The 25,115-nt window shown below is 65.2% G+C and carries 31 protein-coding genes; 8 read left to right on the top strand and 23 right to left on the bottom strand.

What is annotated here, in order from left to right; translation table 11 throughout:
* The first annotated feature begins 31 nt into the window (after positions 1-31).
* Together HQQ85_RS04575 and HQQ85_RS04570 are read left to right on the top strand one after the other, a co-directional pair.
* Positions 32-193, top strand: coding sequence for a helix-turn-helix domain-containing protein (locus tag HQQ85_RS04575; protein WP_173181287.1), 162 nt, complete (start codon positions 32-34; stop codon positions 191-193).
* Between the two features lie 44 nt (positions 194-237).
* Entirely contained in the window at positions 238-1,209 is a 972-nt protein-coding gene (locus HQQ85_RS04570; protein ID WP_173181286.1) for a TIR domain-containing protein, read from the top strand.
* A gap of 93 nt (positions 1,210-1,302) precedes the next feature.
* Here the strand turns inward: HQQ85_RS04570 and HQQ85_RS04565 are convergent, their stop codons facing one another.
* The gene (locus HQQ85_RS04565; RefSeq protein WP_173181285.1) at positions 1,303-1,662 is read right to left on the bottom strand and encodes a hypothetical protein; all 360 of its coding nucleotides are present in this window, start codon (positions 1,660-1,662) and stop codon (positions 1,303-1,305) included.
* 37 nt (positions 1,663-1,699) lie between these two features.
* Positions 1,700-2,005 carry a hypothetical protein gene (locus tag HQQ85_RS04560; RefSeq protein ID WP_173181284.1) on the bottom strand — a complete coding sequence of 102 codons (306 nt, stop codon included), beginning with the start codon at positions 2,003-2,005 and terminating at the stop codon, positions 1,700-1,702.
* A gap of 82 nt (positions 2,006-2,087) precedes the next feature.
* On the opposite strand from HQQ85_RS04560, the gene HQQ85_RS04555 reads away from it, so the two are divergent.
* Positions 2,088-2,678 (top strand): hypothetical protein, encoded by a 591-nt coding sequence (locus HQQ85_RS04555; protein ID WP_173181283.1) that lies wholly within the window; start codon positions 2,088-2,090, stop codon positions 2,676-2,678.
* 2 nt (positions 2,679-2,680) lie between these two features.
* Here the strand turns inward: HQQ85_RS04555 and HQQ85_RS04550 are convergent, their stop codons facing one another.
* The 14 genes from HQQ85_RS04550 to HQQ85_RS04485 all read right to left on the bottom strand — a co-directional run bounded on the left by HQQ85_RS04550 (position 2,681) and on the right by HQQ85_RS04485 (position 13,363).
* Positions 2,681-3,319, bottom strand: a complete 639-nt coding sequence (locus HQQ85_RS04550) for a hypothetical protein (RefSeq protein WP_173181282.1) — start codon at positions 3,317-3,319, stop codon at positions 2,681-2,683.
* Between the two features lie 2 nt (positions 3,320-3,321).
* Positions 3,322-4,449, bottom strand: a complete 1,128-nt coding sequence (locus HQQ85_RS04545) for a hypothetical protein (protein WP_173181281.1) — start codon at positions 4,447-4,449, stop codon at positions 3,322-3,324.
* Entirely contained in the window at positions 4,446-4,805 is a 360-nt protein-coding gene (locus HQQ85_RS04540; RefSeq protein ID WP_173181280.1) for a hypothetical protein, read from the bottom strand. Before HQQ85_RS04540 ends, HQQ85_RS04545 begins: the two co-directional genes overlap by 4 nt.
* Positions 4,805-6,016 carry a hypothetical protein gene (locus HQQ85_RS04535; RefSeq protein ID WP_173181279.1) on the bottom strand — a complete coding sequence of 404 codons (1,212 nt, stop codon included), beginning with the start codon at positions 6,014-6,016 and terminating at the stop codon, positions 4,805-4,807. Before HQQ85_RS04535 ends, HQQ85_RS04540 begins: the two co-directional genes overlap by 1 nt.
* The gene (locus HQQ85_RS04530; RefSeq protein ID WP_173181278.1) at positions 5,997-6,503 is read right to left on the bottom strand and encodes a hypothetical protein; all 507 of its coding nucleotides are present in this window, start codon (positions 6,501-6,503) and stop codon (positions 5,997-5,999) included. Before HQQ85_RS04530 ends, HQQ85_RS04535 begins: the two co-directional genes overlap by 20 nt.
* 21 nt (positions 6,504-6,524) lie before the next feature.
* Complete coding sequence (locus HQQ85_RS04525; protein WP_216851417.1) at positions 6,525-7,190, bottom strand: IPT/TIG domain-containing protein; 666 nt, start codon at positions 7,188-7,190, stop codon at positions 6,525-6,527.
* Between the two features lie 4 nt (positions 7,191-7,194).
* Positions 7,195-7,560 (bottom strand): hypothetical protein, encoded by a 366-nt coding sequence (locus HQQ85_RS04520; protein WP_173181276.1) that lies wholly within the window; start codon positions 7,558-7,560, stop codon positions 7,195-7,197.
* Positions 7,557-7,931 carry a hypothetical protein gene (locus tag HQQ85_RS04515; RefSeq protein WP_173181275.1) on the bottom strand — a complete coding sequence of 125 codons (375 nt, stop codon included), beginning with the start codon at positions 7,929-7,931 and terminating at the stop codon, positions 7,557-7,559. Before HQQ85_RS04515 ends, HQQ85_RS04520 begins: the two co-directional genes overlap by 4 nt.
* Positions 7,932-7,998: 67 nt before the next feature.
* Positions 7,999-9,618 carry a hypothetical protein gene (locus tag HQQ85_RS04510; protein ID WP_173181274.1) on the bottom strand — a complete coding sequence of 540 codons (1,620 nt, stop codon included), beginning with the start codon at positions 9,616-9,618 and terminating at the stop codon, positions 7,999-8,001.
* Positions 9,619-9,624: 6 nt separating this feature from the next.
* Positions 9,625-10,647, bottom strand: a complete 1,023-nt coding sequence (locus HQQ85_RS04505) for a phage portal protein (protein WP_173181273.1) — start codon at positions 10,645-10,647, stop codon at positions 9,625-9,627.
* Between the two features lie 114 nt (positions 10,648-10,761).
* A complete protein-coding gene (locus HQQ85_RS04500) occupies positions 10,762-12,354 on the bottom strand; it encodes a hypothetical protein (RefSeq protein ID WP_173181272.1) in 1,593 nt (530 codons plus the stop codon).
* The gene (locus HQQ85_RS21575; RefSeq protein ID WP_371741795.1) at positions 12,348-12,566 is read right to left on the bottom strand and encodes an HNH endonuclease; all 219 of its coding nucleotides are present in this window, start codon (positions 12,564-12,566) and stop codon (positions 12,348-12,350) included. The genes HQQ85_RS04500 and HQQ85_RS21575 overlap by 7 nt, the downstream gene beginning before the upstream one ends.
* Positions 12,567-12,749: 183 nt before the next feature.
* Positions 12,750-12,965: a hypothetical protein gene (locus HQQ85_RS04490; RefSeq protein WP_173181270.1), complete on the bottom strand. Its 216-nt coding sequence runs from the start codon at positions 12,963-12,965 to the stop codon at positions 12,750-12,752.
* Positions 12,962-13,363, bottom strand: coding sequence for a hypothetical protein (locus tag HQQ85_RS04485; protein ID WP_173181269.1), 402 nt, complete (start codon positions 13,361-13,363; stop codon positions 12,962-12,964). Before HQQ85_RS04485 ends, HQQ85_RS04490 begins: the two co-directional genes overlap by 4 nt.
* Positions 13,364-13,790: 427 nt before the next feature.
* Between HQQ85_RS04485 and HQQ85_RS04480 the strand changes: the two genes are divergently transcribed.
* Together HQQ85_RS04480 and HQQ85_RS04475 are read left to right on the top strand one after the other, a co-directional pair.
* A complete protein-coding gene (locus HQQ85_RS04480) occupies positions 13,791-14,111 on the top strand; it encodes a hypothetical protein (RefSeq protein ID WP_173181268.1) in 321 nt (106 codons plus the stop codon).
* 234 nt (positions 14,112-14,345) lie between these two features.
* Positions 14,346-15,494, top strand: coding sequence for an AAA family ATPase (locus HQQ85_RS04475; RefSeq protein ID WP_173181267.1), 1,149 nt, complete (start codon positions 14,346-14,348; stop codon positions 15,492-15,494).
* A 290-nt stretch (positions 15,495-15,784) separates the two neighbouring features.
* On the opposite strand, the gene HQQ85_RS04470 is transcribed toward HQQ85_RS04475, so the two are convergent.
* Positions 15,785-17,278: a recombinase family protein gene (locus HQQ85_RS04470; protein ID WP_173181266.1), complete on the bottom strand. Its 1,494-nt coding sequence runs from the start codon at positions 17,276-17,278 to the stop codon at positions 15,785-15,787.
* A 2-nt stretch (positions 17,279-17,280) separates the two neighbouring features.
* Here HQQ85_RS04470 and HQQ85_RS04465 point away from each other — a divergent pair, with 2 nt between their 5' ends.
* Complete coding sequence (locus tag HQQ85_RS04465) at positions 17,281-17,460, top strand: hypothetical protein (protein ID WP_173181265.1); 180 nt, start codon at positions 17,281-17,283, stop codon at positions 17,458-17,460.
* 36 nt (positions 17,461-17,496) lie between these two features.
* On the opposite strand, the gene HQQ85_RS04460 is transcribed toward HQQ85_RS04465, so the two are convergent.
* The 4 genes from HQQ85_RS04460 to HQQ85_RS04445 all read right to left on the bottom strand — a co-directional run bounded on the left by HQQ85_RS04460 (position 17,497) and on the right by HQQ85_RS04445 (position 20,311).
* A complete protein-coding gene (locus HQQ85_RS04460; protein WP_173181264.1) occupies positions 17,497-17,820 on the bottom strand; it encodes a hypothetical protein in 324 nt (107 codons plus the stop codon).
* A 109-nt stretch (positions 17,821-17,929) separates the two neighbouring features.
* Positions 17,930-18,694 (bottom strand): ABC transporter ATP-binding protein, encoded by a 765-nt coding sequence (locus HQQ85_RS04455; RefSeq protein WP_254069103.1) that lies wholly within the window; start codon positions 18,692-18,694, stop codon positions 17,930-17,932.
* Positions 18,694-19,479 (bottom strand): ABC transporter permease, encoded by a 786-nt coding sequence (locus tag HQQ85_RS04450; RefSeq protein WP_173181718.1) that lies wholly within the window; start codon positions 19,477-19,479, stop codon positions 18,694-18,696. Before HQQ85_RS04450 ends, HQQ85_RS04455 begins: the two co-directional genes overlap by 1 nt.
* A 139-nt stretch (positions 19,480-19,618) precedes the next feature.
* Positions 19,619-20,311 carry an NTP transferase domain-containing protein gene (locus HQQ85_RS04445; protein WP_173181263.1) on the bottom strand — a complete coding sequence of 231 codons (693 nt, stop codon included), beginning with the start codon at positions 20,309-20,311 and terminating at the stop codon, positions 19,619-19,621.
* A 244-nt stretch (positions 20,312-20,555) separates the two neighbouring features.
* On the opposite strand from HQQ85_RS04445, the gene HQQ85_RS21570 reads away from it, so the two are divergent.
* The gene (locus tag HQQ85_RS21570) at positions 20,556-21,845 is read left to right on the top strand and encodes an ATP-binding cassette domain-containing protein (protein ID WP_371741759.1); all 1,290 of its coding nucleotides are present in this window, start codon (positions 20,556-20,558) and stop codon (positions 21,843-21,845) included.
* Entirely contained in the window at positions 21,821-23,404 is a 1,584-nt protein-coding gene (locus HQQ85_RS04435; protein ID WP_173181262.1) for a hypothetical protein, read from the top strand. Before HQQ85_RS21570 ends, HQQ85_RS04435 begins: the two co-directional genes overlap by 25 nt.
* Before the next feature lie 10 nt (positions 23,405-23,414).
* Here the strand turns inward: HQQ85_RS04435 and HQQ85_RS04430 are convergent, their stop codons facing one another.
* Positions 23,415-23,708 carry a DUF3039 domain-containing protein gene (locus HQQ85_RS04430; protein ID WP_173181261.1) on the bottom strand — a complete coding sequence of 98 codons (294 nt, stop codon included), beginning with the start codon at positions 23,706-23,708 and terminating at the stop codon, positions 23,415-23,417.
* 54 nt (positions 23,709-23,762) lie between these two features.
* Complete coding sequence (locus HQQ85_RS04425) at positions 23,763-25,031, bottom strand: nicotinate phosphoribosyltransferase (RefSeq protein ID WP_254069251.1); 1,269 nt, start codon at positions 25,029-25,031, stop codon at positions 23,763-23,765.
* Between the last annotated feature and the right edge of the window lie 84 nt (positions 25,032-25,115).

Below are 25,115 nucleotides of genomic sequence, written 5' to 3'. Positions count from 1 at the left end.
TGCCTGAGCATGGGGCAGGTAGGCATGGGGTGTGACTTCGAACTCCGATGCGGCCCGGCTGCTGGGCACCCGCATCCGGGAGGAGCGCCAGCGCTTCGCGATCAACCAGATGGAACTGGCCGAGCTCGCGGGGCTGCACTTCACGAACCTCGGCAAGATCGAGCGCGGGCAGGCGAAAGCTAATGCAAGCTAAGACACTCTTCGAAGTGAGTGGGTCGTTCCAGGGATACTAGATAAATGTCGACGACCTTCCGATTCGAGAGTGTGACGCCAACGCCTATCCTCCTCGGAGACTTAGCGGAAGCTGTGCGGAGATGTACCCGCCGGTGGTTTGACATGATGTCCTCTCCGGAGCGGAGTGAGTCGAACCGTTTGTGGTGGTACGACCCAATCAACCGGGTTAGGGAGGAGGTGGGTGACTCTGACGCCCTCCCCTCGGTCAAGATCGAACTCAGCAACGTCGAGATCGGTCCTCGGCGAATTGGCGAGTATGGCGAACCCTTTCTCTTTCCCCTTGAGAAAGGCATGGATTACATCACAAACATCGGGGCGTCATCTTTCGATCTAAAGATTGGGGACAGCTCTCCGGTAGGAATCCGCGTCGAGTTCCGAGGGTGGTCGACCACGGTCTCCATGTTCAACAGCATGGTGATGATGGAAGCGGACTTCGGCGCATCCCTTCTGGAGGATGAGGTAGAAGCCATCTTCACGACTGCTGAAGCTGAGAAAGCGGCCGCTGCCAAGACGGAAGCGCTAGCCTCGCAAGTCGCTCCCTTCGTCTACGAGCCTCCGCCCTTTCGAGTCTTTCTCGGCCACGGCGGCGATGATCAGTGGCGAGTCTTGCGGGATCAGCTTCGGGATGACCATGGTTTTGAGGTCAAGGCCTTCGAGGGTGAGCCGCGGGCGGGTTACACGATCGAGTCGGTTCTCGGGTCAATGGCGAACGAGTCGTCGGTTGCCGTGATTGTCATGACGGAAGCAGACACGATGGCCTCGGGGCAGATGCGCGCGAGGCAGAACGTGGTGCATGAGGTGGGCTACTTCCAAGGAAGGCTCGGCTGGTCGAACACCATTGTTCTCATGGAGGGCCAGGTGGAGGAGTTCTCGAACCTGGCCGGAACACAACACATCAAGTTCCCGAAGGGCCAGATTGCGGCCTCGGTAGGAGCGTTGGTCGCCGCGTTGAACAAGCGCAAAGCGTCGCGCTAACTGTTTAAGCAAGGGGGACGCTGCCGTCTCAGGAAAGCGACCCCCCGGCCCGCTTAAAACCTAGGGGTGCTAGCTGGGCAAATAGCAAGTTCTTTACGCCTCGGTAGTTTTCCTGCTCTGCCACGCTTTGACTAGAAAGTCCAGCGAGGGCACGAACATTGCAAACACGATGCCTGCGCCCATTGCGTTGAGCGCGATGCTGATGAACGGTTGCCCAGCGGCGTTTCCGTAGATGCCACCAACTACGCCAATAGCAAAGGTTTCAGTAGCTATCAGGGCCAGGCTGACAACGAATGCGTAGACGGCCGCTATCCGAGTAAGGACAACAGAACCCACCCACTGCGCAGAAAACATCTGCCGCATCTCAAGCCCAAGTGCAATTCCTAAGACGGGGATCAGTTGCGCCGTCATGCTCCAGAACTCGATCAGTCGGTCCCCGGTCAATTCGATCATTCCTGGACACTACCCTGACCGAAACAGCCACGTTTGATCAACGCCGCTTCACTGATCCGAGGAAGACCCAGGCGGAGTGTGCCTGACCCTCAGAGTCGATCCACTCGATCCGAACAGCGGTCTTGTTCCACTCCACCGCCCGCGCCTGGATGCGTACCTTCCCCGCAGTGATCGGCACCCAGGCCTCTACGTCGACCGGCTCGCGCGCCTGCACCGGCTTGTCTGTCTCGGCGTTCACTACGCCAGCGGGCAAGCTCTCGAACTTCGGGCGGAGGTTCATCTCCTCGATCTTGCGGGCCATGCGAGCGTCGACCTTGTCCGCATAGCGCCTGTTCGATCCCATGCTCCGATATTAGAACATACGTTCGATTGGCGATCGCGCGTGCTGCCGGACGGTTGTGCATTCTGTCGCTACGATCCGATGTATGGCAGGCGTAACCGTCACATTTGAGGGTGTTCGATTCAGGGCATCGACCGTCGAATCTGCGATCGCGGAATTTCGAAAGGGGCTCGATAGGGCTGAGAGGACATGGCGGAAGGAATGGACCGCCGTACATGGCGCTAACGGTTATCCCGCACCCTCCTACAACGGCGGAGGCAGTGACTCAATCGGTCTAGTGACGGTAGCTGTCACGGCGAACGGTGCTGAGCGGTCGTATGACGACCTGGACCGGTTCTTGGGCGCACTTCGGTTGGAGTTCGAATCAGCCACATTGATCCTTGCGTCGAGCTCCACCTACTACAAATCCATGCCCTCTCTTACGATGTATCAGTTCCCGACGGAAGCCAGAATTTCAATCTCCATGCCGTCCGACGGGGATGCTGACCGGCTAATGGGGGTGTTTCAGGACGCGCCGGAGGCCATAGCTGTCACATCTAGAAAGCCAAAGTCCGGCCGTCCGCGCGCTGTACGCGCGTTCATAGGTCAACACAAGGCTGAGTTCATCACCGGTGGAATCCTCGCTGTGTTTGGTGCTCTGGTCTCCTCCGGCCTGGCCCTTTTCAGCGGCAAGTAGCATCAAGGCTGGAAGTCGGGGGCTACGGCCATCCAGTAGAACCGAATCGGCGCGTTCGCCAGTACTGTGCCGGTGTTGGCGTTCGTGCACTGCACGGTGAAGGTCGTGTTGGTGCGGGTCGCTACCTGGAAGTTGATGCGACCGGCCTCGGATGATGTGTTGCTCGGGGTCATGAATACGAACGGCTGCACCCCGAGGCCGTGCGTGACCGTGACGATGCCGGAACCGTTCGAGTTCGCCGACAGCCATCCGGTCTGCTTGCCATCTGCGGGGTACCAGCCTGCGGGTGTGCGTCCGTTTGAGTTGTCGGAGACGGTGTCGCCGGAGTCGTTCTCGGCCCAGTACTTGTAGAACTTGTTCAGGCTCTGGACGTGCACCAGGTTGCCCTCGGCCTGCAACGCCAGCCGGGCCGCCTTGGTGGCCGGGGGCGGGAACAGGGCGTCGATGGCTAGAGGGCTGATGGCCTTGTAGACCTTGACGCGCCGGTTAAGTTCCGTCTCAACAGCGGTGACCCGACCCTTGGCCGTGCCGATCGCGCTGGATGCGGACTGCCCCAGCTTGTTCAGGGTGTCGGACTCGGAGACGTAGGGGTCGTCCTCAGCGAAGTTCCAAACTCCGTTTGTGTCGTAGTAACCGGGCATGTCTAGCTCTCAATCATTCGGGTAGGTGTGAGGCGCATCTCTGCGCGGGCAAGGTCGAAGGTCACGGCACGGATGATGCCGTTGACCTCCGAGGAGTCGAGGGTGAGGCGTAGGCCGTCTCGGGGTGCGGTGTCGTAGTTGGCGAGGCCGACAACATTCCAGGTGTCAGCGCGTACGGGTCCTCGGCGTAGAAGGTCCTCGGCGGCTTGCTGCGCGTACCGTCCTGGTGCGGTCCGGTAGTCGAAGCGCCGGACGCGGAGCGGCGTCGCACTGGTCGCGGCGTAGTAGAACGCCGACTCCGTGGTCGTGCCGTTGTCCCACTCGTACGCCACTACAACAGCGTCGAAGTAGTCGCCTGCGGTGCTTGTCTCGCGCTCGGCCGAGAGGACGTCTGTGCCCTTGGTGAGGGTTGTCAGCTGCGCGCCTTCGTAGGCGTCGGGGGCGAGGAGGAACCAACGGCCCGAGTCGCACCACAGCTGGAGCCCGCTGGCCTTGAGGTGCGGGTCTAGGAAGTCCAGCGCTGAGACGCCCGGCTCCCACACGGCCCCGTCCGGATCGATCGGCCCATCCTCGTCGCCATACTCCGGCACAGCACCGATCCGCGCCAACACGGTTGCCACGAGTTCGCGAATGCTTCCCGCGGTGAACGTGACCGGGGCGTTGCCGGTGAGAGCGTAGGACTGTAGTAGCGCCTCATCCGAGGCGAGCGCGAGGCGGACGGTCCCTGCGACGAGATCGCGCGTCCGGGTGAGGACCATCAATTCGAGGCTCTTGCTGCTGGGCGGAAGATACGTGTTGTTGAACGGTGTTCCGGTGAACTTGGCACTCTTGGTCGCGAGGTTAGGCCCGCCCACATCTGCTGAGATCTTCGCCAGAGTCGCGCCTGTAGAGGAATAGCGGTTCGTCAGGTCCGACAGTCGGCCGGGCTCAGCGAAGGTGCGAAGGAAGGTCAGGCGGGCTCGGGCGGTTCGCAACGGATCCAAAGAGTCGTACACCTCGCGCGAGGGGTCAGCGATGGTCACGGAGGCCTGCGCGTACGGGGACCACTCCGCGTCCAGGGTCAGGGTTGCGTCCATCACATCGATCGCGGTGTCGCCCGCGAAGAGGGTGGCGGTGTGCTTGTCGATCACGCGGACACCTCCCGGTAGTCCACACGGACCACCCAGCGTGTGCCCGTCTCTGTATCCAGGCTGCGGGTGACGCTGCCGGAGGGGAGGTAGGTCATGGCGATGGTCGGCCGCGCTGGGTCGGTAAGCGTGAAGACGCCGTTGGCGTCATGGAACGCGACGGCCTGCGCAGCCGAGATCTCATCGAGAAATAGCATTTCCAGCGTGCCCGACCGTCCACCTAGAGGGCGAAGCGAGACGGCTGGAAGAGCGGTGTCCCAAAGGTCGTGAAAGACGTGCTGGGAGGCCCTGGTGGCCTCGTAACCGAGGATCAGGCGGGGCGTGATGGCGGCGCTGCCACGTGAGATTGTCGCTACCATCACCACACCTGATTCCCGATGCGCGTGACCTGTCCTTCGAGGTTCACGGAGATGGTCCGGCCCTGCTGGCGGGTGATGGCCCGCTCAAGCTCGGAGTCATCGACGGACAGCCGAACAGTCGTGTTGGACGGCAGGGCGGCAAGTTTCGACTTGACCACATCGACTGAGGACGCTGCCCCTTCGTTCGCGGCAGCAAAGTCGCCCATGGCCTGCGCGTAGATGCGAGCCTTCTCGGTGGCGGTGTCCTTCTCGGAGTTGGTCCGGTCGAAGGCCTTGGCCTGCGTCTCAAGGGTGGAGATGTTGTATTCGATCGATGCGGACTCTTCGCCGTTCTTGGCGATGTAGGCGGCCTGCTCAGCCTGAGCCTCTTTGAGCGCGGAGGTTCGCGCGGACTCCACCTCCGTCTGCGCGGCGGTGTCACCGGCTAGCCCGCGAAGAACCGTTGATAGCTCTGCGCCGGTCATGGTCGCGATCTCCTGAGCCTGCGCGTAGGACGCAACCGCACCCTCCGCGTCAGTCTGAATAGCTTTGATGGCCTCAGAGACGTAGCTGTCCGTGACGAACTTCTGACCGGACTCGATCATGTCGTCGTACATCGCGGAGACGCGCTCCTTGGACTCCTCGGTCCCGGTGTTGATGGCCTCCGTCAGAATTCCAAAACCAGCCGCTCCTGCGATTCCCGCTGCCAGACCGATCGGCCCGAATCCTCCGAGCGCATTGGCCAGGACCTCCTGCACGAGATCTCCAGCGTCCCCAACCTCCCGGAAGCTGGCGGCAGTCTCGCGAGCGCTCTGCGCAGCCTCGGACTTGAGGTCTGTGAAACCTGACTCCGCCTTGTCGGTGCCGCGCTTGACGTTGCGCCCGAGGTCATCCCCGGCGTCCCGCGTCTCTCGCTTAGCAGTGTCGGCAAGCTCCTTGAACGACCGTTCCAGCTTCTCGGTGGCGCGGCGTCCCTCATCGGAGCCGTCCTCGATCCGACCGGCTGCGGTCTTGTAGTTGCGACCCAGGTCCTCGGCTGCACGGCCCGCATCCTTGGTGCTGTCGGCGATGTCGTCGCCAGACTTGTCAGCGGCACGCGTGAGGTCATCGAGTGCGTCGGCAACGTCTTCGAAAGCGTCCGCTGTGTCCTTGGCACCGGCGATGACAGAGCGGGTGTTGGCAGCGATGTCGATACTGAAGCCAGCCATGGCGCTACTTCCCTTCTGCTCCATCGCGGAGCGTCTTGATTGCTGTCTGGAACCAGAGACTGGCTAGCCTCGGGAGGAGATCATCGACGGTCGGCCCGATGACGTAGCCGTTGCGGCGTCGGGGACGAAGCTGTGCCGAGGTGTGGCGGGTGACCTGATACCGGTTTCCCTTCCGAGAGGTCGCGGTGTAGGTCGTGGTCTTCCCGGCATCTGCGCCGAACTCGGCTGCGTACCAGGACTCTGAGGGCTTGAGGCCTCCGGAGAGTGACTTGCTGAGCGATGCGGACTTGAGTCGGACATTCTGATTGCTGACCGAGACTCGAGCCGTGTCTACTAGCACCCGGTGCTCTAGCCGCGTCTCCGCCCGCTGAGCCAGACCCTTCTGCCACTCCGGCTCAAGCTCAGACCGGGTGTACTTCCGGATGTTGCCTTGCATCTCCTTGGAGGCCCGGTTGAGTCCAAGAATCAGCGCTTGCAGCTCGCGTGAGCTGCGGGCGTCGATGCGGAACATTCCGGCCTCCACGTAGACAGATCAGATGACGGTGTAGTTGGTGGTCACCGTCGAAATACCAGTTGCGTTGGTGACGGTGACAGCCTTGACGCCGATGGACGCTGCTGGCGCAACTGCATAGATGACCGAGTCGCTATCGACCATGAAGGAGGTCGCAGGTGTCGAAGCGAACTTGACCGAGGTAGCGCCGGTGAACTTTGTGCCTGTGATCTTCACCTGGATACCTCCAGCGGCCCCGCCGCCGGTGGGGGTGATTCCCGTGACGGTAGGGATGACAGGGGTGCCCGGCACAATGACGGGCTTGCCGGTCAGGCCAAGGGTGACCGTGGCCTCTGCGGTCGCGTTGCCCGCTCCGCCGATGGCACCGGGGGTGAGGGCCAGGTTGACGGAGAAGCTAGGACCCGAACCCGAGCGGGGGCGGAAGACACCGGCAACCGTCGCGCCTTCGTTCGCGAAGAGGTACTGCGAGAGCGAACCAGCGGTGTCCCAATCCTGAACGTAGGAAATGGAAACCTGCCACGTCGCTACTGAGGTATCGGTGAATGAGTTGCCTCCGATCCCGGCCCAAGTTACGGCGTTAGCGGAGGGAGTGAAGGTGACGTTGGAGACAGCCTTCTCGAACTGGTCGGCCCCGATCTGGAGCACGGCGTCCTTGATGACGAGAGGTGCAAGGTTGATGACGGACACGGGGTCAGTCCTTTCGTGAGGTGACGGTGAGGGTGATGTCGAAGGCCAGCGAGTCCTCATACCGGACCTTGTTGGCCCCGGACCAGAGGAATGCGGGGAGGTCATCGAACGCGGCGAGAAGGCCCAGGACGGCGTCCTCAAGGGACTCCTCGGCCTTGTCGAAGTTCGATGTCGGAACGGCGATGGTGACGCGGAAGGTCAGGAGGTTGGACCCGGCCTGGATGTTCGGGGCGGGCTCGATGTTCTGTAGCGTCACGATGACCGTGGGGGCACTGAGGGTGTCGATGTTGCGCTCCGAGGTGACGTAGCGGAACTTCTCCGGAAGCATCGGCTTGAGTAGGCCAACCAGGTTCTCAGCGAGGGTGCTCATCCGATCACCGGCCTTCCCCGCTTCGGGCGGAGGAGTGCCTGGACCTGCCAGGTGAGCGGGAACGGTGTGAAGGTGAAGTCGCCGGCCCCTAGGTCACCCGCCGGCGACACACGGCCTGCGTTGTATAGGTTCCGGACCTGCATCAGCTGAGCCAGCCTGAAAGCGTCAGGGAGACCGGGCTGGTACAAGTACCCGTTTGTCTCGTAGGGCTCCAGCGCGGAGGCCGGAGCATAGGCGCTCAGCTGCTCGATCGCGGCGGCGTTCAGCATGGCCAGGAGGTCATCTGCGGGTGCGTCGGGCCAGAGGTCTGCGACCTCCTCATCCGACAACCAGTAGCGGTTGTTCGGGTCCTCGAATAGCTCAAGAGTCATGCGTTCACCTCCTCGGGGTGAGAAGGCGGCGGGGCAAACCTCTACTGAAACCCCGCCGCCTAAATAGTTAGACCGTGGCGGCAGTGACCAGCTGGAGTGCAGCCGAGTCGTTGACATTGACTGCCAAGTACGCGAAAGCGGCCTTATCGGTTCCGCCTCGGGCCAGATCCAAAGCGTCCAGGCGAATCGGAGCGCCGGGAAGCTCGAAGACCGTGACGGCCTCGCGAGCGCCAACCAGGACCTTGCCAGTGGCGACCGAAGCGGAGGGGCGGATGGTGAAGCCTGCGAGGTCACCCTCGGTGACACCCAGCGCAGCGGATGCGTAGCCCAGGATGTTGTTGTTCGGCTGCTTGAGAAGCTGCTTGTACAGGTTGGGGGCAACCAGCGCGAAGTCCGGCAGTGTGCCCGTTGCCGAGAGAGCAACGATTCCGTCGATGATCGCAGACGCTGCGGAACCGATGTTGCCGTTGGCACCACCGGGCAGGGTGGTGAGGGCGTCACCAGCTAGAACGGTCGCACCAGCGATAGCTGCGGCTGCAACCTTGGCGTCGGACCACTTGGCGTAGTCCTCGGAGACGGCAGCGGCGTACGACTCGAAGAATCCATCGACGGGGAAGTGAGCGAACTCGATTGCGATGTCGTGACCGATTGCGTAGCGAACGGCGCTACCGCTGACGGGGCTGACGGTCAGGGTGTTCGAGGGAACGTTGCTCTTGTTTCCTGCCCAGTCTCCACCACTCGGACGAACCCCCCACTTGAAGCCAGAGAAGGTCAGGCCGGTGAGGTCCTTGTGAGCGAACAGCGGCAGGATCTGCTGACGGTACTGTGTAGCGCTCCAGACCTCCCCGAGCCACTGAGGGGCGGAGGTCATGGCGGGGGCGATGCCGCCTGTCGAGTCGTACCTGATGTCCGAAAGGGCGGCGAACAGCGTTGCGCCGTTCTGCCCCTCGATGCGTGCAGCGAAGTCCGAGTCCGACAGAAGGCCGGAGGCGCGCTGTGCGTAGAGGGTGTTCATCTCGGCGAGGCCTAGGCCGCGCTCCTTGACTTCTACCGGAGCACCGGCGTTGAGAGTGTTTGGCAGGGCCACGGCGGGCTCCTCCGTTTCTTGGTTGGGGGTGAAGGTGGTGTTGCTGTCACCGGCTGTGACGGTGACCGTTTCGGGAACCTCGGTGGCCTGGATAGCGATGTCGCCATCCACGGGCGCGAGAGGTGCAGAGGCGTCGGCCTCGGACTCGAAGGGGAACTCCCCAGCGTCTGCGGCCAGGAGGGTTGCGCTCGGGAACGCGCCCTTGGCTACGACTGCGGCTCCGAAGATGCGGCCTGCGAGGGCCTGACCGGCGCGGAGAACAATCCCCTTGGCCTCGACAGAGAGCTTGGAGCGGGTGCCCGAGGCGAAGGCCTCTAGGGCTGCATCCGCCTCCTCGGTGTCCGCGAACTTGAATGTGGCGTGGATGCCGTCCTCGCGCTCTGCGAGGAGGACCGCGCGGCCAACGGGTGACTCTCGGTCGTGGTCTGTGTTGAGCGTCACAACGGACGGGTCGCGCGGGAGGGTGAAGGCCCCAGCCTTGACAGTGAAGCGGCCAAGGTTGGTGTTGCCCTCTTCTCCAAACGGGACCAGGAGGCCCGAGACGGTGCGCTCATCGCGGTTGGCGTAGAGCGTTCCGCTCTCGATCTGGATGTCAGTCATAAGGGGTTAGTCCTCCAAGACGGGACCGGTAGAAGTGGGCGTGAGGGCGTAAGCCTCGGAAAGGTCGAATGCCACGCGCTGTCCTCGGGGCACCACGTCATCCATCGAGAGACGGGCCGAGATGGCGTCCAGGTACATGGGCAAGGTCTCGTCGTAGAAGCGGTTCCGGTTGCCTTCAGCTGTGCTGTAGGTCAGCGAGGCGGTCGAGAGGGAGCCGTCTAGTAGCGAAGTCGGGACGTTGAGGAAGGATCCGATGTCCGTCCGGATTGCGTTGCGACCTTCGATGAACAGGTCGGTCGGGACCTCTCCGAAGGTCTCCATGGTCATACCGGCGGGCGTGTAGCCCACAGCACCCTCGGGACTGCGGCGGAGGGTGCGCCACTGTGTGAGAAGCGCCTCCGTCTCCTCGGGGTCCAGGTTGTACTCCGAATCCAGGGACAGCACCGTGACGGGAACAGGGTTTCGTACCCGAGCGGCCCACGAGTTTTCGAGGTCCCGCGCCGCTCGCAGCGTGCGCGTGGCTACGTTGAGAAGGCCATCCCAGTGCGAGTTGATGAGGATGTATGTGGACTCGGGGACGGGCTGCTCATCGATAAGCACGACACCCTCAGTGATCGTCCAACGGGACATGGGGAGCCAGTTGGCGCGTGTGATCTGTCCGGCCGCGCCGCGGTCGACCTGCCAGAGCGAGATGCCGTAGAAGATCAGGTCGTCGATGGTGAAGGCCAGGCGCTCGAACGGGGTGACCTCGGAATCGGTCCGGTAGAGGAAGGTCGGCTGCGTGGCTACCGGCCCGTTGGCATCGAGGGCGCGAAGCGGGAACTTGGAGCCGGTTGTGACGATCAGGTTGCGCGCCTTGGCAACCGCGGGGATGCTCATGGCCTCGGTGCGGGTAAAGGGTAGGCGCTCGGCGACATCGGATCCGAAGACCTCGGAAAGCAGTACCTGATTGAGCGTTGCGGAGCCATTGGTGAACGGGGACGCGATTGCTGAGGGACCGTTGCTGAGGTCCCGTGCGCGTCTGAACATTCCCATCTACTAAGCGTGACGTTTCCTCAGAATTGCGATCCGGGCCGTAACGCAGGAATGGCCCCGCTTCCCCTGCAACGGCGGGGAAGTCGGGGCCTAGGAAGTGCTCGGGGATCAGGCGGCGGTCATACTCGGAAGGCGCTGCCGTCTGGGCTGTGCGTCGTAGGCGTGCAACCCGAGGGCCGCGCACTCGACTGCCAGGATGTCGTCTGTGTCGAGTGCGCGGCCGATGAGGGTGGACCCTCGGTGCGAGCGCTTGACGGCTACCTTGACTGCGATGTTGAGCGGATCCTGGTTCCAGTGGCGGACGTTGCCCGTCTCGATCTCTGAGATGAGGAGACTGGTGGCGGTCTGTACGTCGCGGAAGCTCCGGGGGTTCAGACGCGGCCGGGGCTTGAGGCGGCTCATGCGCTCGGTGACCACCAGCACTTCCGAGCCGGTGCGGTTGTCGTAGACCACCGGGATGCTCCGCTTGAGCGCTGCGGCGCTAGCGAAGTCGGTCAGCCAGTCCAGCCCCGGCGCATGCTTGAGGACCAGGAAGCACGCCTTGCCCTTCTCGTCCCGCCAGGCGGCGAGGGCGACCGAGGCGAGCCGGTCAGGGTGCACGGAGATGGTGAGCGTGGCGTTGGCCGGGGGCTTGGGGAACGCTACGGGCGAGGCGTGCAGCATCCAGGCTTCATAGTCGAACAAGGCGTTGGCCTGACCGGCCATGCCTGGGATAGACAAGTATTCTTTCAAGTACGACTGAGGCTTCTCGCGGTACTGCCTCCAGCGCTCCTCCATCACATCGATGGTGGTCAGCGTCCCGACGCCTGGATGAGCCTTGAGGGTGATCTCCCGCATAGTCGGCCAGTCTGCGTAGTCCTCGATCGTCACCGGCTCGGGGGCGCTGTACTCGACAATCCCAACCCGAGGCGCACTGGCCTTGAACTCCTCCAGGGTGTCATAGAGGAGGTTGCCAGCGCGGTAGCTCGGAGCGGTACCGGCGATGATGAATTGGCCGTCCGGGCGCGTGTCCTGCGTGGCTCGCGCACCGGCCAGAAGGTCCTCCCCAAGCTCGGGACTGGCCTCTCCACTCTCGTCAATCACGACGGCATCTAGCGCGTCCGAACGGAATGATTCACCCGAAGGTGTCAGCACAGAGAACCGGCTGCCCGAGGGCCACTCGATAGCCTCCGAACCCGCCGCCTTCCGGATGGCAAAGGGCCTAGTCTCAGCGTTCGGCCAAATTCGTTCGAGCGGGCCAACGATGTCCGCGCGAAACCGGGCTCTGGCCTTTGCACCGGTCGTGGCCAGCGTGAAGCCCACCAGGTACTCCTCCCGGAGGGCGCACCGGCCCAGCATCACGCACACGATGGAGGTGGTCTTCGAGCTACGACGCGGAACCAGGATGCCGACCGTCGAGTTGACCGGGCGACCGTCCTCAAGCTCGGCTCCAAGGGCGTCCGCAATGACCAGCTGCTGCGGGTGCAGGGGCTTCCTTATGGTGTTAAGTCCGAGCATCCGGGCACCCTCAAGGAACTCCTCCCGACTCCGCCGAGATCCGTTCAAGTCGGAGACGAATCGTGGAGAAATTCCGGAGTCTCGGATGGCCTCCCAGTTGTCGAGAGTGACGATGGCTCCCGGGGAAAAAGAAGATTCTCTTGCCGGAACGGGGGTTTCGCGACCGATCTCAAAAAGCGTTTCATCTGCGTTCGCGATCACCATTCCGGCTCTCCTCTCTTGTCTCGTCGCGTTGTTCCGTTGGTCTTGTCCGATCCCAAGCGGCCCCCATCTGATCGATTGCATCTCACGTGCGAGGGCCACAGGTTCTGCGCTGTGCTCGGGCCGCCCGCACTCAACGGGATGAGGTGGTCGATGTCGTAGCGGGTGCCGGGCATGACAGCGCTCCCGCACTTGGAGCACGGCACCGGCAACATCGCGTCGAACACGATGACCCAGCGACTGCGGTCTGCGCTGGTCCAGTGCTTGCGGTGGTGTCTACTCACTGGCAGGCTCGCCCTGCTCGGCTAGGTCCTCGCACGCCTGTGCGGCCCGCAGGAGGCCCAGCGCTACGGCTGCCAGCACGCGGCCCTCTCGGGTCTTGTAGTCGTCTAGGGCGCTCATCGAAGTCCCTTCTTCTTCCGGTAGGTGCGGTTCGCGTCTCGGCACGGTTCGCACCGGCACCCGCGTTGCGCGTAGGTGTAGTTCTTGCCATGCACCAGGGGTGCGGTGGTGGTCTTGAGCCAGCGCTTCTTGTAGCACGCGTAGCAAGCGCCGTGGCTGTACACGGTGGCCCGCATGCATTCGCACAGCTGGAGGTTCAGGTGGTAGCTCATGCCGTCCCCCGATCGCGCTCCAGGTGGTGAGGCTTGCAGAGCGGGTCGTAGGCGTTGATGTCGGGGGACCATGACAGGAAGTGGCGGGACTCGGTGCCCTTCCGTGTGCGCTGGATGCGCTCCTCGGTCTGCTCGTACTCGGAGCCGCCTCGGTAGCTCCACTCCTCGGCTGGAGTGCCGTTGTCGCAGAGGAGGCAGGGGTGCTCGGCTGCCTTGCCGCGCCAACGCGCGACCTTGACATGAGCGTGTGTGTAGGTGCAGGGGCCGAGGGTTGAGCCGCCGGAGGGGCGCGGGTTGGCTCGATGCTCCCGGTACCAGCGCCGCTGATAGCAGGTGCTGCACTCTCCTGTGACGGGGTGCTTGATCGGCTTCCCGCACTCGCAATTCGTGGTTGACATATTCTCAGGATGACAACCTGGCGGAGGGATGATTCGGGAGTACTACACGATGATGGGCTGCGGATCGGCTGACATTTGCGGTTCTCGCAACAGTTGAAACTGCTCGAACGTTCGAAATCACTTCGGTGTGATCGGAACTCAAATCAGTTCTTGATGGACATCCACAGCAATGGACACATGGACACCCTACGGGTGTGTCATGCGTGTCCACTTTTGCTTGTCCACTGTCTACATCCCTTTGTTTACGCGGAAGTCGACCCTGAAAAAGTGGACAAATGGACAGAGTGGACATGTCCACTTTCCCTAAGTGTCCATCTTTTCTGACTCCACCAAGCGGGCCTTCTCGCCCGAATCACCCTCTGAGAATTCCTCTCTAATTGAAATACCGCGGCAGACGCTCGCGGTTCCCTAGAAGAGGAGCACCCCCTTGTTCATCGTGAACACTTTCACCGAAACCCTCCGGCCGCTGGTCGCCATCTATGAGGTTGGAGGCAAGCACCAGGCGCACGCCATCATCGGACTGGCAGCGTATCGAGACATGGCACCCGAGGCCCGGGGCACCGTCAACCCTCTGGTCCCGATCCTTCAGGATGACCTCACCACCCTCCAGACGCACGCCTACAAGGCCTACGCGGACATCCCCCTCCCGGAGTACGTCGTCCAGGACGCGGACCTGTATGGGCAGCTGGAGTTTGGTTGGGCCTGGGTTGTCGAGGACGCGACCGGCGCTTGGGTGGTGTCCGCATGAGCCCCGAAGACTACACAGAGGCCCTTGTTCTCATCGCAGCGGCGCGGGCCACCTTGACCCAGGCGCTTCCGGCTCAGGCGGGTGAGGCCGATGTCTGAGCACCTAGACGGAGGTACCCCAGAAGACACAGAAGACTATGGCGACATCACGAGGGAGGCTCGGGCCGCGTTGGAATGGGCGGCGGCAAGGCGCGGCGGGCTTCCGGCCTGGGATACACCCGAGGCGCATGCCCGAGTGGCTGAGAAGCTGGACGCCATCCAGGCCAACACCCCCGAACAGAATGACGCTCTACTTCGAGAGGAGCTAGTAACCGGAGCCGACGCCGCGGAATTTGAAACGGCGGTCAGGGCGGAGACATTCAAGCTGAAGGTCCGCGAGGAGGCTCAGCGCCGCCACTCCGGCATCGCCAAGGCGGAACTGACCCTTGTGTCTGAGGCCGACATCCTGGCCCGGCCTGCACCGGACTGGTGGATTGATGGTCTTCTTCAGAAGGGCACGGTGGCTGTTTTCGCTGGCGAGGCGGGAATCGGTAAGAGCTTCATGTCACTTCATATGGCCCGGTGCATCGCGACCGGCCAGCGGTTCTTCTACCGCGACACCAGCAAGGGGACGGTGCTCTACGTCGTAGCTGAGGGCGCGAGCGCGTTCGGCAAGCGAGCGCGAGCTTGGGACTCTGCCAACTACACCACGCCGCCGGAGGGCTCCATGAACTACCTGGAGTCCGGGGTCAACCTGTCAGACCCTGAGTCGGTGCAACGCCTCGGAGCCCTCCTGGACGACCTCCAGCCCGACATCGTCATTCTGGACACCCTGTCGCAGCTGGGGGGAGTCGAGAACGAGAACGATGCGGGCCAACTCTCCAAGGTCTTCCGCACCGCGAAGGAGCTACGAGACCACAAGGAGGGTTCCACCGTCATCCTGGTTCACCACGTGAACAAGTCCAGCGGAGGCGTCCGGGGATCATCGGTCATCCGCGCCAACGCTGACACTGTAATTGTGGCCAAGTCATCCAAGGGCGGCTTTTGTCTCTCGACCGAGGTATCCGACGATGGCAAGCAGAAGGACGGTGCGCCCCTCAAGCTAGAGGGCTTCTACCTTGATGACCACGCAGGGTCGGCGGTTGTTCGGCAGGCCAACACCGTCGAATCAGACACTGATTGGAACATCGTGCGAGATCTTCTCGCGGATGCCTCGGCCAAGTCGAAGGCTGACCTTCGCATCGCCTGCGGCATCCCGAAGGCCACGGCGACTGACTCCGCCTACAAGGCTTGGAGTCGGAAGTGGAAGCGCTGGACGGCGGCGGACGGCCCGCTGATCGTGTCGGCGGACGGGAAGACAGTAACCCTGGCCGGGATCACTACGCCGACAGCCGAGGCCGCTTGATATGAATGGAAGGCCCTCCTGTTGCGCCGGGAGGGCCTTCCGTTATGTTCGACACATGGCTAATGAGACTGCTGAACTCCGCTACCACGATGAGGACCCGGGGTGGCGGCTGACCGTGACCGGCCACCCGGCTAATCCGCTAGGGGGTTTCGCAGGCGAACCCCTCGACCCGGCCCCGCACTACGGTGTCGCCGAAGGGATTCTGGAGATGGCCGGTTACACGATTACCGAGACCTGGGAGCCCGCCCAGGGCTACGCGTTCGCTCGGGTCACTCGGCCGGGTCCGACGATCATGAGTGGCGGGCGGTAGCCGCAATCTCGAACCGGTGTGCACCCTTGCCGTGATGCACCGTGACGGTGAACATCGACTGCACCAGCGCGCGTTGCTTGTCGATCGGCAGCGCTCGCAGTGCCCGGTCAATCGAGGGGGCGAGGTCCTGAACTTGGACCCCGCTGAGCATGGCATCCCGGATCCCGGCGAGGACTCCAGATCGCGCATCGGCCTCTGCGATGGCGTCGCGCTCCACGATCAGAGCCGCCTCCTCTGTTTGTAGCTGCTCCGCCTGTCGGCTGGTCGCGAGAATGTCGAATCCGGGCATGGCAGCGAGTGCTAATAGATTCGCGCGGGCCTCGCGGATCTCAGCGAGCCGCACCTCGATCCGGTCGCGGGCAGGGCCGTTCGGGTCCTTCGGGAGTCGGGGCTTGACGTAGACGGCGACAGCACCTGAGGGGTGCTCCACCTCTTGGAGGTCCGGCTTGATGTACTCCTCATGGAAGACCCGCACCACTTCGGACAGGACGGCGGTGTCCAGGTCATCGCGGCGAGCGGTGGTGTGCCGCCGACCATCGTTCTCGCGTTGATCGGTCTTGCTTGAGCACCGGTACTGCGCCGTCTTGATGCCGTTCTTCGAGGCGGAGGCTGATCGCATCACCTCTCCGCAGATCCCGCATCGGGCGACCCCGGCAAGTAGGAAGGTGGTGTTGGCCCCGTGGCTCTTGCGGCGGGCAGGATTGGCCAGGATCTTGTTCACGGACTGCCAGCTGGGGAGGTCGACGATAGCCTCCCAGTCGCCCTCTTGACCGTCCTGGATAACACCATAGGACTCCACCAAGCGAGCGTTCCGCGGACGCTGAAGGATGTCCCGGATCGCTCCGCCGTTGAATGGCTTGCCGGTTCGTGTTGTGTGCCCGGCGTCGTTGAACCGGCGGGCGATTGAATAGAGGGTCTTGCCTTCGAGAACGTCGGCGTAGGCCTGCGTGACCAGCGGGCCCTCCTCGGGATGCGCGGTGTGACGGTCCGAGTACCCGAACGGGACGCGTCCCCAGAGGGGTGAGCCTGCGGCCCTTGCGGTGGTGATGCGAGCGCGGATCTTTTGCGACTTCGATGCGCTCTCCATGTCGGCAAGCACCTGGAGCATCCCGGCCATGGCTACGGAGGACGGATCCTGGCTGTCCACCTTTCCATTCGCGATGGTGTGCACAAGCGCCCCCGACCGCTGGCAGGCAACCTTGAGGGCTAGCCAGTCGGTGTCGTTGCGGGACAGGCGGTCCTGCGCCACTGCTACGACAACGTCAATCTCTTCGGCCGTGACTGCCGATAGAAGGTCGAGAAAGCCGGGACGTTCCTTCCCGGACCATGCGGAGATACCATCGTCCGTGAAGATGCGGGTGACGGTGTAACCCTCGCGGTCTGCGAACTGCTGGCAGCGGTCAAGCTGAGACTCGACCTTGTCGAAGGACTCGTCCTTCTGGGAGATGCGGGCGTAGATGGCGGCTCGTGTCATGAGTGTCACAGTACGGATACTCTAACCCGTCACTGCACACCATTCTGCGGATCGCCGGGGCGCTGAACCTCAACCCCGCCGTGCTGATCGACGGGATGACGCCCGACATGCTGCCCGAGCGGCCGCACAAGGTCACGGTCGCCGACCTCATCCGCGCCCGCGAGACCGGCGGAACTCCCTAGCCGGAGGCGCAGTACCCCGCCGGCGGGCGAGCCCGCTCAGAAGCTCACCCGCCAGAGGTACTCGTCGCCGTTCGGCCGGAACCAGCGCACGACCAGCACCGCCGTGAGCGGCAGCGTGGCACCGCGGATGCCCAGCCGCACCTCCTGGCCCGGAGCGAGCAGGAGCGGAGCGGTGGCCCGCATGAGACCGGCCCCGAGCAGGCTGAACGAGAGCCCCCGGAGCGGCTCGTCGCCGACGTTGCGGAGGAGGTAGCGGTTGGGGGCGCCGCGGCGGTCGAGGCGGAGCGGGACCTGGTAGGCGAGACGGCCGGTTCCGGGGCGAGTGATGGGTGTGGGGCGGGTGATGGGTGTGGTGGTCATGGGTCCACCACACCGGGTGCCACTGACGGTGGGGGCGGTCGGGGGCCGTGGGGGCGTGCTTGTGGAGAGAACGTGGAAGTGCACAGGCAGTTGCAGGAGGAGTCGACCCTCAGGCCGTGTCGGCCGCGTACCGCCCCAGCGCCTCGTCGATCGGCCCGTCGAACACCAGCCGCCCCTTGTCGAGGTACAGCCCACGGGTGCAGAAGCGCCGCAGGTCCCGCTCGTTGTGCGACACGAAGAACAGCGTGCGGCCCCCGGCGAGCAGCTCCTCGATGCGCCGGTAGCACTTCTCCCGGAAGCCCTTGTCGCCCACCGCCAGCACCTCGTCGACCAGGATGATCGGCTCCTCGAGCTGCGCGATGACCGAGAAGGCGATGCGCACGCGCATCCCGCTCGACAGATGCTTGTACGGGGTGTCGAGGAAGTCGCCGATCTCGGCGAACTCGATGATCGAGTCGAAGCGGGCGTCGACCTCCTTGCGCGTCATGCCGTGCAGGCCCGCGGTGAGGTAGACGTTGTCGCGCACCGAGAGGTCGTCGACGAAGCCGCCGGTGATCTCGATCAGCGGCGCCACGCCCTCGAACACGCCGACGCGGCCCTCGTCGGGCAGCACGACCTCGGCGACGAGCTTCAGCAGCGTCGACTTGCCCTGCCCGTTCCGGCCGATGACGCCAATCGCCTCGCCCTGCTTCACCGTGAAGCTCACGTCGCGGAGCGCCCAGAACTCGTCGGGCCGCGAGCGGCGGCTGCGGCCGGCGAACAGGTCCTTGAAGCTGCGGCGGGCACGGCGGTTCCGTTTGAAGCGGATGCCCACCTTCTCGACCGCGATCACGTCGTGGTCCGTGCCGACCGCCCGATCCATACCCCCGGCCATCAGATCTCCTTCAGCACCGAGCGCTCCGAGCGCTGGAAGACGAGCACGCCGATCGCCAACAGCACGAGCGACATCAGCGCGCCGATGCCGACCTGGTACCAGTCGAGCTGGTCGGGGAAGAACCCGGCCCGGTAGAGCGAGAAGATGCCGCTCAGCGGGTTGAAGGCCGCCCAGCTCTGCAGCTCGGAGGGCAGGTCGTGGGTGCCGTAGATGATGGGCGAGGCGTAGAACAGGAAGCGCAGGGCGAGCTTCACGGCCCGCTCGAGGTCGCGGAAGAACACCACGAGCGGCGCGACGATGAGCGTCACTCCGACGGTCAGCACGGCCTGCAGCAGGATGCCGAGCGGGAACCAGACGAGGTCGACGTCGACGGCGGCGCCCGAGAAGATCGCGAAGAAGGCCAGCACCGGGATGCTCGCCACGAACTCGATGCCCTTGGAGAGCACGAGGCGGTTCACCCAGATCGTGCGCGGGATCTTCGTCGAGCGGATGAGCTTCGCCTCCCGCAGGAAGGCGCGGGTCGAGTCGGAGACGGAGCCGTTGAACCACATCCACGGCAGCAGCGCCGAGAGCAGGAAGACGATGTACGGCTCGGCGCCGACGGGCCGCTGGAACACCTGGGTGAAGACGAACCAGTAGATTCCCGCCATGACGAGCGGGTCGAGGATAGACCAGACGTAGCCGAGCGCCGAGGTGGAATAGCGCACCCGCAGATCGCGGCGGGTCAGGAGCCAGAGCGAATGACGGTACCGCGACCATCCGCCGCCCTTGCGCGCCGGCGGCAGCTGTGTCGCTGCGCTCACGGATGGTGCCCTTTCGTCGCCTGAGGGCTCAGCCTAACGCCCCGCGCCCAGCGGGCGGAACCCAGCACGCCGCCGACGCTCGCCGAAACGATTTCGGCGGCGAGGACGCCGAAATCAGAGATCAGACAAAAAGGTTCGCGCGCTCCAGGTCTTCCGCGAAGTCGACCTCGACCGCGTAGAGGTCACTGATGTCGATCGGCTCGACCAGCACGCCGTCCTTCTCGATGGCGAGCTCGAGGCCGCGCTCGAAGTAGTCCTGGTCGTTGACGCGCTGCAGGTGGCGGATGAACGCCGCCTTGTCGCGCGAGGAGATGTAGTTGATGCCCACGGCCTCGCCGAGCCCGCCCACGACGGTCTTCGACAGCTCGTCGATGTAGCCCTCGGCGGTGGTCGTGTACTTGACCTCCTCGTCGGACACCTTCGCGGTGTTGACGGTGACGAACGACTGGTCGCGTGCGATCAGCGGCACGGTGCGGTCGAGCACGCTGGGGGAGAAGACGACGTCGCCGTTCATCCAGAGCACCCCGCCGGAGGTCGACGCCTGGAGGGCGCGCAGCAGGCTCTTCGAGGTGTTCGTCTGGTCGTACTCCTCGTTGTAGACGAAGGACGCGTCGGGGAACGCCTCGATGATGTGCTCGAGCTTGTAGCCGACGACCACGGTGACCTTGGCGGCGTTGCCGAAGGTGTGCCGGATGTTGTCGAACTGCTGCCCCATGATGGTGCGCCCGTCGCTCAGCTCGGTGAGCGGCTTCGGAAGTGAGCGGCCCAAGCGGCTGCCCATGCCGGCGGCGAGAATGACGACCTGCGTTGTCATGTTTTCTCCTCTGGTCGATGGGTTCGACCAGTTCTCAGGCCTGGTTAACCTCATGGTCATGTTCCAGACACGTCTTCATGCCTCCTGACAGCGTACTATGAGCCCTTTTTCGGGCAAGGGGAAACCCGTGTATCGTTTCTCTTTCGTGATGCGTCGGCGGGGGCCGAGGGTGTCAGACTGGGGGCTTCGTGAACGTGCGCCTGGGGCCGGTGCGGCGTCTCGACGGGATTGATAGGTTGGTGCGGTGAGCTCAGAGTCAGACACTCCAGATGCTGGGGGAGCGCGCTCGGGTGATCAGCGCGCACCTCGCAAGGCGCCGGCCACCTCGGCCGCCGGCACGAGCTCCGCAGCGCCCCGCAAGCCGGTGAAGCGCACGCCCGCCGCAGCCAAGACGGCTGCAGCGCGCACGACCGCAGCCAAGACCTCCGCGGCGAAGACCACGGCATCCCGTGCGGCGACCGCCAAGGCCACCGACCCGACGACGATTCAGGATGCTCAGGCCGCCCCCGAGGCCACACAAACCTCCGAGGCCACACCGGCCTCCGAGGCCACCACCGCCTCCGCGCCCGCCGCGAAGGCCCCGGCGAAGAAGCCCGCCAGCCCCCGCAAGCCGGTGCAGCGCAAGCCCGCGGCCGGAGCCGCCGCGGCCGGAACGGCACCCGCGGCCGCCACCACCCCGGCCGCCCCCCGCACCCCCTCGAAGCCCCGCACCCCGGCGCGCCGCCCGGCCCAGCGCTCCGCTCCGGCATCCATCGTGCGCGACCTCGACCCGAACCGCATCAGCCTCTCCATCTCGGGCCTGACGAAGAAGTTCGGCAGCACCACGGCCGTCGCGGGCATCGACATCGACGTGCCTCAGGGCTCCTTCTACGGCATCGTCGGCCCGAACGGCGCCGGCAAGACCACCACGCTCTCGATGGCCACCGGCCTGCTCCGCCCCGGCGGCGGCTCCATCACGGTCTTCGGCCACGACGTCTGGCGCGACCCGGCAGCGGCGAAGCGCCTGATCGGCGTGCTGCCCGACCGCCTCCGTCTGTTCGACCGCCTCACCGGCCGTCAGCTGCTGCACTACTCCGGCACGCTCCGCGGCCTCGACTCCGCGACGGTGCGTCAGCGCGCCGACGACCTCACGGTCGCCTTCGGCCTCGAGGACGCGATCAACCGCCTGGTCTCCGACTACTCGGTCGGCATGACCAAGAAGATCGCCCTGGCGAGCTCGATGATCCACTCGCCGCGCATCCTGGTGCTCGACGAGCCGTTCGAGTCGGTCGACCCCGTGTCGGCGTCGAACGTCGTCGAGATCCTCGAGCGCTATGTGGCCGGAGGCGGCACGGTCGTGCTCTCCAGCCACAGCATGGACATGATCCAGCGCGTCTGCGACCGGGTCGCGATCATCGTCGAGGGCCGGGTGCTCGCCAAGGGCACGGTCGACGAGGTGCGCGAGGGCGGCACGCTCGAGGAGCGTTTCATCGAGCTGGCCGGCGGCCGCAAGAGCGCGGAAGGCATGGAATGGTTGCTGAGTTCCTCCGACTGAGACTGCGGCTGCTCGGCAACGCCGGGCGGCGTCCGGCATCGCAGCTGGTGGGGGTGCTGATCGGCCTCGCCTACGCGGCGGTCATGACGATCGCCCTGGTGGCCGGCCTCGTCACCCTGCGTGACGCCGATCCCGAGCTCGCCCGCACCGTCGTCGTCATCTCGGGCAGCGTCGTGGTCGCCGCCTTCTGGCTGGTGCCCGTGGTGTTCGGCCTGACCGACCGCCTCGACCCGCGCTCCTTCGCCCTGTTCGGCGTCACCGACGGGCGCCTCGCGATCGGCCTGCTGGTCGCCGCCTTCCTCGGCGTTCCCGCCCTCGTCGTCACGATCGTCGGCCTCGCCACCGCCGTCACGTGGTCGCAATCGCCCGGGTCGACCTTGCTCGCGATCGTCTCGGGCCTGATCGGCGCGATCACCTGCGTGCTCGGCGCCCGCATCTCGATCTCGCTCGGCTCCTTCGCCTTCACCAGCCGCCGCGCCCGCGAGGTGGGCGCCGTGGTCGGCGTGCTCGCCGTCGTGGTGCTCGTGCCCGGCCTCCTGCTTCTCATGATCACCAGCTGGGGCGGCAACGCCTCCGCCGGCGACGGCGTGCTGCCGGCCCTCGCGGGTGCCCTCGGCTGGACGCCGCTCGGCGCCGCCTGGGCGGTCCCCGCCGACGCGGTGAACGGCCAGTGGGTCTACGCGGTGCTGAAGCTCCTGATCGCGGTCGCGACCGTGGGCCTGCTCTGGCTCGCGTGGCGGGGCCTCGTCGGTCTGATGCTGGTCTCGCCCGGCACCCGCGACGACGAGACGCGCGACGAGGCGGGCCTCGGCTGGTTCGGACGCACCCCGTCGACCCCGACGGGCGCCATCGCGGCCCGCGTGCTCACCTACTGGGCCCGCGACCCCCGCTACTTCGCCCAGCTCGTCATCGTGCCGGCTCCTGCGGTGCTCGCGGTGCTCGTGTTCGCGTTCGTCGGCGTGCCGATCGAGTACCTGGCCCTGCTGCCGCTGCCGATGATGTGCGTCTTCCTCGGCTGGGTCGTGCACAACGACACGGCGTTCGACAACACCGCCGTCTGGCTGCACCTCGTGGCCGGCAGGGTCGGTCTCGCCGACCGCATCGGCCGCATGATCCCGATCGTGCTGATCGCCGTTCCACTGATCGGCATCGGCTCGTTCCTCAGCGTGCTCTTCGCCGACGATCTGGATGCGCTGCCTGCCGTGCTGGGCGTCTGCACCTGCCTCGTGCTGACCGGTCTCGGCCTCGGCAGCATCTTCTCGGCCCGCTTCCCCTACGCGGCCACGCGCCCGGGCGACAGCGCCTTCACGCAGCCTCAGTCCACCGGCCCGACCTCGGTGCTGGCGCAGCTGTTCTCGCTCTTCGGCACCATCGCGCTGTCGACCCCGGCACTCGTCTACGGCGTGCTCGGCGTCTTCGTCGACCCGATGTACCTCTGGGTCTCGCTCTGGACCGGCCTCGGCGTCGGCGTCGTGGTGCTCGTCGTCGGCGTCATCGCCGGTGCCCGCATCTTCGACCGCCGCGGTCCCGAGATCCTCGCCGCGGCCCAGCGCAACTAGCCCCGAACGATCACTCGTCGAGCAGGCGCTCGTAGATCTCCTTGCAGGTGGGGCAGATCGGGAACTTCTCCGGGTCGCGGCCCGGGGTCCACTTCTTGCCGCAGAGCGCCTTGACGGGCTTGCCGGTCATGGCCGATTCGAGGATCTTGTCCTTCTCGACGTAGTGCGAGAAGCGCTCGTGATCGCCCGGATCGATGTTCTCGGTGTTGAGAAGCTCCTCGAGCTCGCGGTCGAGTGTCGTGGTTCCACCACCGCCGTCGGGGAGGTCGCCGGGTTCGGAGGTGCGCGCGAGAGGATCGGACATGGAGACGATTCTAGAACGCGTCGCGGGGTGCTCGGCCCGTACCGGAGCAGCTGCTCAGACGGTCTCGTACACGGTCGGCACGACCGGCTCCCCGGCCGCCAGCCGGAACGCCTCACCCGGCAGCTCCGCGACGGCCGAGGCGTGGTGCGCACGAGCGGCCCGCACCCCCTCGGCACCCGTGAACCCGTCCTGAACGACCCCCTCCACGACGAGCGGCACGTGCAGTGCCCGCCCCGAGTCGAGCGCCGAGGCCGGTGCCGCGTCGCCCACGTAGATCGTCTCCGACACCGCTGTCCCGGATGCTCCGAGGAGCCTCACCGGATGCTTCCGCCCCCCGTGCGTGGCCTTGTCGGCCGACTTCTTGGCGACCGACACCCAGGCCCCGTCCGCCCCCTGCCGCGCCACCAGCTTGTAGACCATCCCGGCCGCCGGATGGCCCGAGCCCGTCACCAGCGAGGTGCCGACCCCGTAGGAGTCGACCGGTGTGGCCGCCAGCGCCGCGATCGCGTACTCGTCGAGGTCGTTCGTGACGGTGATCTTCGTCGAAGTCGCCCCGAGTGAGTCGAGCTGCTCGCGCACCTCGTGCACCAGCGTCAGCAGGTCGCCCGAGTCGAGCCGCACGGCGCCGAGCGAGGTGCCCGCGACGCGCACGGCGGTGGCGACGCCGGCCGGCACGTCGTAGGTGTCGACGAGCAGCGTCGTCGAGGGTCCGAGCGCGTCGACCTGGGCGCGGAACGCCTCCTCCTCGGAGTCGTGCAGCATCGTGAAGGCGTGGGCGGCGGTGCCCATCGTCGGGACTCCCCAGCTGCGACCGGCCTCGAGGTTCGAGCTGGCGCCGAACCCGGCGATGTACGCGGCACGGGCGGCGGCGACCGCCGAGCGCTCCCCGGTGCGACGAGATCCCATCTCGGCGAGCGGACGTCCTCGCGCGGCCGACACCATCCGCGCGGCGGCGCCCGCGACCGAGGAGTCGTAGTTCAGCACGCTGAGGATCAGCGTCTCGAGCACGACGCCCTCGGCGAAACTCGACTCCACGACGAGCAGCGGGGAGCCGGGGAAGTAGACCTCACCCTCCCGGTAGCCCCGGATGGTGCCGGTGAACCGGTAGTCGGCCAGCCAGTCGAGGGTCGGTGCGCTCACCACCTCGTTCGCGCGCAGCCACTCGAGCTCGTCGTCGCCGAAGCGGAACCGCGCGATCAGCTCGAGCAGCCGCCCGGTGCCCGCGACCACCCCGTACCGCCGGCCCCGGGGCAGCGAGCGGCCGAAGGCCTCGAAGACGCTCGGCCGGTCGTGCGTGCCGGCCCGCAGCGCGGCATCGACCATGGTCAGCTCGTAGCGGTCGGTCAGGAGGGCTGTGGAAGCAGCGGAGGAGGTCACGGCTCGAGCTTAGAACGGGCGGGGCTAGGC

It is taken from the genome of Herbiconiux sp. VKM Ac-2851, assembly GCF_013205105.1.
Classification (GTDB): Bacteria; Actinomycetota; Actinomycetes; order Actinomycetales; family Microbacteriaceae; genus Herbiconiux; species Herbiconiux flava.
Note: the sequence above shows the minus strand (reverse complement) of the source record. Positions and strands in the feature narration are given on the sequence as shown.